The organism is Alcanivorax sp. HI0044, assembly GCF_001634945.1.
In genome coordinates this window covers 23,046-30,066 of the sequence record NZ_LWEZ01001472.1, presented here as the reverse complement: position 1 = coordinate 30,066, position 7,021 = coordinate 23,046, and the positions used below count along the sequence as shown (strand labels likewise).

At 58.1% G+C, this 7,021-nt stretch carries 7 protein-coding genes; 1 reads left to right on the top strand and 6 read right to left on the bottom strand.

Annotated elements, in window-relative coordinates:
* Positions 1–77: 77 nt before the first annotated feature.
* The 5 genes from A3730_RS22285 to pip all read right to left on the bottom strand — a co-directional run bounded on the left by A3730_RS22285 (position 78) and on the right by pip (position 4,955).
* Entirely contained in the window at positions 78–1,040 is a 963-nt protein-coding gene (locus tag A3730_RS22285; protein WP_231880789.1) for an alpha/beta hydrolase, read from the bottom strand.
* Entirely contained in the window at positions 1,019–2,842 is a 1,824-nt protein-coding gene (locus A3730_RS22280; RefSeq protein WP_063538966.1) for a DUF4105 domain-containing protein, read from the bottom strand. The genes A3730_RS22285 and A3730_RS22280 overlap by 22 nt, the downstream gene beginning before the upstream one ends.
* 105 nt (positions 2,843–2,947) lie before the next feature.
* Positions 2,948–3,430, bottom strand: coding sequence for a DUF3015 domain-containing protein (locus A3730_RS22275; protein WP_063518791.1), 483 nt, complete (start codon positions 3,428–3,430; stop codon positions 2,948–2,950).
* Between the two features lie 167 nt (positions 3,431–3,597).
* Entirely contained in the window at positions 3,598–4,035 is a 438-nt protein-coding gene (gene dtd, locus A3730_RS22270) for a D-aminoacyl-tRNA deacylase (RefSeq protein WP_063518792.1), read from the bottom strand.
* Positions 4,032–4,955: a prolyl aminopeptidase gene (pip, locus tag A3730_RS22265; RefSeq protein ID WP_063518793.1), complete on the bottom strand. Its 924-nt coding sequence runs from the start codon at positions 4,953–4,955 to the stop codon at positions 4,032–4,034. The genes dtd and pip overlap by 4 nt, the downstream gene beginning before the upstream one ends.
* On the opposite strand from pip, the gene A3730_RS22260 reads away from it, so the two are divergent.
* On the top strand, positions 4,954–5,406 hold the full coding sequence (locus A3730_RS22260) for a hypothetical protein (protein ID WP_063518794.1): 453 nt from the start codon (positions 4,954–4,956) through the stop codon (positions 5,404–5,406). The two genes, pip and A3730_RS22260, sit on opposite strands and share 2 nt — an antisense overlap.
* A gap of 122 nt (positions 5,407–5,528) precedes the next feature.
* Here the strand turns inward: A3730_RS22260 and glnG are convergent, their stop codons facing one another.
* On the bottom strand, positions 5,529–6,962 hold the full coding sequence (gene glnG, locus A3730_RS22255) for a nitrogen regulation protein NR(I) (protein WP_063538964.1): 1,434 nt from the start codon (positions 6,960–6,962) through the stop codon (positions 5,529–5,531).
* Positions 6,963–7,021 lie beyond the last annotated feature (59 nt).

Genomic DNA, 7,021 nt, shown 5'->3' with positions numbered 1-7,021 from the left:
AATTAGCCGCGAAGCGGCGTAATCCGACATCCAGAGATGGGTAGCACTGAAGGCCTCCGGGATTGGCCCAACCGGTCCTAGAACCGGTAACCACTGCCTGGAGCAGGAATCGGCGCGGGCACAGGAAACGCCGGCGGCTCCTCCCCCCCTCCCTCAGCGGGCGACTCGGGCGCCTCTTCCGCTTTCGCCACCTCGGCAGCACAATCATTGTCCTGCATGAAATCCACCAGGCGCTGCTGCACCGCCGGGTCCCGGGTACTTTCCGTGTGTCCGCCACGCAGCTTCTGGAAGGTTTTGGGTTGCGTCGCCGCGGCATACAGCCGCTCGCCGTGAGCGTAGGGAATCACCGGGTCATCTTCACTGTGCATCACCAGCAAGGGCGTCGGGGCAATGTGGGCCACTCGCTCCTCCGGGTCCAGCGCGCGGTCCGGCATGGTGGGCACCACCATCCAGCGCAACGGCCACAGCAGCCAGCTACGCTTCATTACGTCGCTGGTGATATCCCGGTAGCTGGCAAACGCCGCCTCCAGAATCACGCAATCTGCCGCACCGGCATTGCCCTCTTCGCCCAATACGCTGGCGGCCATGGAGGCGCCCAAACTCTGCCCGAACACCACCAGCGGCGCACCATCCGTGCGCCGGGCATGGCGCAGCCAGTCCAACCCCAGCTGCACATCATCGAAAACGTCCGGCAGCTTCGGCTTGCCTTCCGACAGCCCGTAGCCCCGGTAATCCAGCAAAAAGACGTTATAGCCCCGTGCCGGCAGCCACTGCACATTGGCCAGATGGGTGCTGATATTCTGGGCATTGCCGTGCAGGAAATAGACCGTGCCACGGGCCGGCGCATCATCGGCCGCCGGCAGCCACCAACCATGGATACGCATGCCGCGCGGATGTATCAGTACAATATCTTCGTACTGCAGGCCCTGATTTTCCGGGTTCTGTACCCACGGAGACATGGGGTAGAAAAACAGTTTGCTGCACCCTGCCAGCAGCAGGCCCAGCAGCAACGCTGCGCTTAATCGTAATACCATCGCCATTGGAGTTTGAACTCGTCATCGTAACCGCCCCGCCGGTTCTCGCGCTCCAGTGAAGCGCGCAAGCCGTGCTGCCGGGTCATTGCCCACTGCACCGCAAACTGGGAGGAGGATCGATATTCATCGTTGGTGAAATAATGCCCCACACTGCCTAACTGCCACTGCCAGTCGCCACGGTGATACAAAATGCCCGCATCCAGACCGGCCCCCGGGGTCAGGAAGGTGCCGAACTCGCTATTATTCTCCATTCGCACGCTGGTTAACAGATATGGCTGCCAGTTCTCCCACAGCCAGCTGCCGCCAGCGCCACCCTGAATGTAGCGCACCAGCCGGCGCCGGCCCGCCCAGGCTCGCTCCAGACCGCCCTCCACGTACCAGCTCAGGGGTTTCATGAAGCGGTTTCGTGGTGCCAGCGAACGGATGCTCACCACATCCAGCTCTTCCAGTTTGACCTGCCCGGACTCGGTACTGCGCAGGGTCATGTCAAGCCCTTCGATCTGCGCACCGCGGAGGAAGCCGTATTGATTGTCGAGCAAGTCATGATAGGTCAACCGATAGGTCAACTCGCCGAAATCCAGCTCGCCTTCGCGCTGACCGCCACTGACGCCCAACATCTGCGTTCCGTGCCCTTTTTCCGGCGGTTCCGGGTTCTCTGTTTTCGGAACCGGGGCGGCGGGCAGGCTGTTCATCAACGTTAACAGGGCAAACGATTTTTTCGCCACTTCCGGGGTTCGCTCTTCCTTGCGGTGGGCCAACCTGATGTAGCGATAGGCCACTGCCGCCATAATCGCCCGGTCTTCTTCGGATTCGGCCATAAAAGCGGGAGACTCAGCCAGGCCAGGATTATCAGCCAGCGCCCTTGCCATTTTTTGCTGGGATCCATCCAGCTGTTTACGCAGATTGTCCAGCTCCACGGATTTGGATGGCCGATAATGGCGGCTGCTAATGATGTCGCGCTCATCCAGTGCCCGCACCGTATTGACCGGCACTTCGGCAAACCGCAATTCACTGAGCAATTCGGATCCCGGGCGCGCCACTTCCACCAACTCCAGCAGGCGAAATGAGCAGTTCTCATCAAAAAAGTAGTAATCAAAATTGATGTCTTTCAATTCCCACAGATGATCAATCAGCCAATCGATTTCTGACTGATCCAGATCCAGGGTGTATTCCCACATATCCCGGTTTTCCATGTGCGAATATTCCTGAATTTTTTGCACATAGGGCACAAGGGCAAAGCGACCCGGGTAGCCCCCTGCCAGACCGCGGTAGATATAAAAGAAAGAATTATCGGCTTCGCTTGAAACCGCGCCAAAGTTTACCGCCCACGACAACCAGACAGCGCTATCTTCGCCTTGATCCAGCCTTAACAAGGTATGTCCGAACATGGACGAAGGGCTGTTCAAATAGGCGGCGGGGAAAACCAGCACCGCGCGATTGGCATGAATCGCGTCGCGCCATTCGTTGTAGTCATCGCAGTGTGAAAAGGGTGCCGCGTCTTGCCAACCCAGCTGCTCGGACAGAAAACGATAGCGCGCAGGAAAACGGCAACGCGCCGGCGATTGCGCAGCACGAAGTGCCTGCTCCGTCGCCTCAAGCTCGGCTAACGGATCGGCCTTACCGGAATCGGCGAAAAAAAACGTATCGTCGTCCACATAACTCTGATGTTTGTCACGCAGGGTCGCACCGGGATTGATATGTAATAACGCCTGCCAGCGGGACGATTCCGCCAGTTCAGACAGGGAAGGGGTTGCAGCAAACGCCGGCACAAACCAGCACAGCAGCACACAGAAAAGACCAGTGCGCATCCGGATTCATCCGTCTCAATTACAAGCCGACAAAAGTGTCAGAAAAGAGGGCCCTAAAAACAAAACCCCGCCAGAAGCGGGGCTCTGATGGATCTTTTGTGCTGATTAGGCCAGGTACTTGGACAGCGCCTGATCCTGTTTCATCACGTCAGTGATGCTTGCCATTACTTCAGCGGCAGTCACGTCCTGGTTCGGGAAAATGGTCGCGAAGTTTTCGTGCATCAGCGCGTTGAAACGAGCGCGGTCTTCAGTCTGAATACCCATGGAAACAGACAGAGCAGTCAGGGCTTCACCGTCGCCGGTGGCCATGTCCTGCGCCACTTCTTCCATCACACCCGTCATGCCCAGCAGGCTTTGGCCGCTGTAGGTCAGGGCGCCGCTGGTATCACAACCGTTAGTCCCTGTGGTCATGCCGAAGGTGGCGTTACCGGTAGTGCCGTTAACCAGTGTCGCCAGAAGATGCATCGGCATGCCGGATTTGCCTTCAAACAGCATGTTGCCCCAGCCACAGCCCGGACCACCCGGCGCCACAGCCATGGCAGATGTTGAAGCGCCCAGCAGAGCGGCAGCGATAAGTGTCTTTTTCATCCTGAATTCCTCCAAGTTTTTATGAATCTTCCCTGGGGATGCAGCCTTTCACTGGCCACGATGCCTGCCAGCAAAATGCCGGCAACGCTCTCCCCGTTACCTTTGCAGGCAACTAAACTCATCATAAACAAGGGGAACCGCTTTGCAATAAGCTTATTCAGAATAAATCACATCTCAAGCATAAAGGTAACCGGGCCATCATTAACCAAAGAAACCTGCATATCCGCAGCAAAGATCCCCGTAGCCACGGCAACGCCATAACCACCCAATTGTTCGACACAACAATCGTACAATCGCCGCCCCAAAGCCGGTTGCGCGGCACTACTAAAGCTCGGGCGTCGCCCCTTCCGGGTATCCGCAACTAAAGTAAATTGAGAAATCGCCAACAAGCCCCCTGCCACATCTCGCACATCCTGATTCATCTTCCCCTGATCATCTGCAAAAACTCTGTAGCTGACAATACGTTCCGCCATCCGCTTGACCAGCTTTTCGTCATCATGCTTTTCAATGCCGATAAGCAGCACCAAGCCTTTATTGATAGCCCCCACGGTCACTCCGTCCACATCAACGCTGGCCTTGCTAACCCGCTGCATCAACACTTTCATTGCTCACCCCTTCTATCGAGTCGCATTACCGCCTTCACCAGCGCCTGGGCCACTCCCGGGTCCATGGAAGAATGCCCTCCTCCCTCAACCCAGTTGAGCACACTGTTTGGCAGCACCTGATGCAACGCCAGCGCCTGCTCCGGCGGGCAGACAAAATCCCGGCTGCCATGCACAATTTCCACCGGCACGGCACTGCCGGCACAGGCCTCAAGCAACGGTTGCTCCACAAAGCCCTCAGCAAGAAAATAATGGGTTTCCTGGCGAGCCATGCATAACTCGTCATCACTGCCCGGGCCCGGTGGCTGGGTCGGCATCTGCGCCAGGGTGGATTCCCAATTACACCAGGCCCGGGCATAACGGCGAGCGTGCTCGCCTTGCAACCCCTGATAATAACGCTCCAGCAAACTGCCGTTACCCGGTGGCGCCTGCTGCTGCAAGGCTTGCCAGGCCTGCGGGAACATCCTGGCCGCCCCGGCTTCGGTATAGAGCCAGTCGAGATCCTGGTGACGGCATAAAAAAATGCCACGCAGCACCATGCCAGTAATATGCTGTGGGAACGCGGCCAGATAAGCGAGCGCCAGGGTGGCACCCCAGGAACCGCCAAATACCATCCAGCGCTCGACGTGTAGCGCCTGTCGAATCTGTTCGAGATCGGCCAGCAAATGGCTCAGGGTATTATCCTCAATGGACGCCAGTGGCCGGCTTTGACCGGCACCGCGCTGATCAAACAGAATAATCCGAAACCGTTGCGGATCGAAAAAACGTCGCAGCGCCGGAGAGCAACCGCCACCGGGGCCACCGTGCAGCACCACCACAGGAATACCCTGCGGATTACCGCTCTCTTCCACATATAACTGATGCCCCTGCCCAACCGGAAGGTAGCATTGCCGATACGGCTCGAGAAAAGGAAATAACGCCATGAGTCAGGTTCTGACAGGAAGAAGAATTTCAGCATACCTGCTGTTGATTTTGCTGCAAGGGCTCCTGGCCGCTTGTGACAACACGCCCCCGGAGCAGGCCATCAAGGATGCCCTTGCCGAGATCGAAACCGCCATCGAGGACGGCGACACGGGCACAGTCATGGGCCGCCTAAGCGATAACGCGACCGTTGAAAGACGCGGCAGAACCCTGCAGCGCAAGGAGATTCACCGCACTCTGGTGGGGCTGTTTTTTCGCTACCCGAACCGCAACATCACTTTTACACGCATCCGGATTGATCTGGACCCGGTGACACAGGAACAGGCCCGGGTGCAATTTACCGCACTGGCCTGGGGTGGAAAAAATGTGCTCCCGGATGATGCCGACAGTTACCAGATAGACAGCCATTGGCTGCTGGACGGTGAGTGGAAAATTGACAGCCTGACCGAATAACGCCATCCACTATTGCGGCCCTGCACTCCAAACGAAAGAGGCCACGCCCAACGTATAAACGTATAGGCGCGGCCTCCTGTATGGCTGATCCGAAACCCGGGCACGCGAACGGCTAAAGGCTTTCAGTCTTCATCGCCGCCATTAAGCTGACTTTCCATATCCAGCTCCTTGATCTTGCGTGTCAGGGTGTTGCGCCCCCAGCCCAGCAGCGCCGCCGCGTCACGCTTGCGCCCGCCGGTGTGCTGCAGGGCCACTTCGATCATGGTGCGCTCAAAGCCCGGAACCGCCTGCTCAAGGATACTGCGCTCCCCCTGGGACAGCGCCCGGTCGGCCCAGTTGCGCAGGGATTTGAGCCAGTCGCCGCTCACATCCGCACCTTTCGCTGCGCCGGTTTCTTTCAGCTCCGGTGGCAAATCGTCCACCAGCACTTCCCGGCCGGATGCCATCACGGTCAGCCAGCGACAGGTGTTTTCCAGCTGCCGCACATTGCCCGGCCAGGTTTGCGCAGAAAGGTATTTTTCCGTGTCCTTGTGCAGAACTTTCGGCTCCACCCCCAGCTCACTGCCGGCGCGCTGCAGAAAATAATTCGCCAGGCGGGGAATATCTTCCCGGCGCTCCGCCATGCGCGGAATATGGATGCGGATCACGTTAAGGCGATGGAACAGATCCTCACGGAAATCGCCTTCCTTCACCAGCTTTTCCAGATCCTGGTGAGTGGCGGCAATAATGCGCACATCCACATGGATCGGCGTGGTCCCGCCTACGCGATAAAATTCGCTTTCCTGCAGCACCCGCAACAATCGGGTTTGCGCTTCCAGTGGCATGTCGCCGATTTCATCGAGAAACAAGGTGCCGCCATTGGCCTGCTCAAAGCGCCCCACGCGCTGATTATTGGCGCCGGTGAAGGCCCCCTTTTCATGGCCGAACAGCTCTGATTCGATCAGGTCTTTGGGAATCGCCGCCATGTTCAGGGCAACGAAGTTTTTCTCGCGCCGCATGGAATGGCGGTGCAAGGCGCGAGCCACCAGCTCCTTACCCGTACCGGACTGACCATTGATCAACACCGTCACATTGGAGTGACTCAACCGGCCAATGGCACGAAACACCTCCTGCATGGCCGGGGCTTCACCGATAATCTCGGTGGGCGCCTCTTCAACCGGTTCAGGAAAGTCGCCACGGGACTCTTCCCGATGCTTGATGGCCCGGCGCACCAGCGCCACCGCTTCATCCACATCAAACGGTTTGGGCAGGTATTCAAACGCGCCCCCCTGGTAGGAGGCCACGGCGGAATCCAGATCGGAATGCGCCGTCATGATGATCACCGGCAGATCCGGATTCTTGCGCTGCAAAATTTTCAGCATCCGCAACCCATCCGTGCCGGGCATGCGCACGTCGCTGATCAGCACTTCCGGCTCCTGCCCGCCCTGCTCCAGGGTATTGAGCGCTTCATCCGCATCTTCAAAGCAGGTCACCGCGTAGCCTTCCTGGCCCAGCGCCTTTTCCAACACCCAGCGAATGGAGCGGTCATCATCCACAACCCAAATACTGACACTCATGACCTGCTACTCCTGTTGTTTCCATCGCCACCGCAATCAGCGGCCGGCTTGTATGGCGT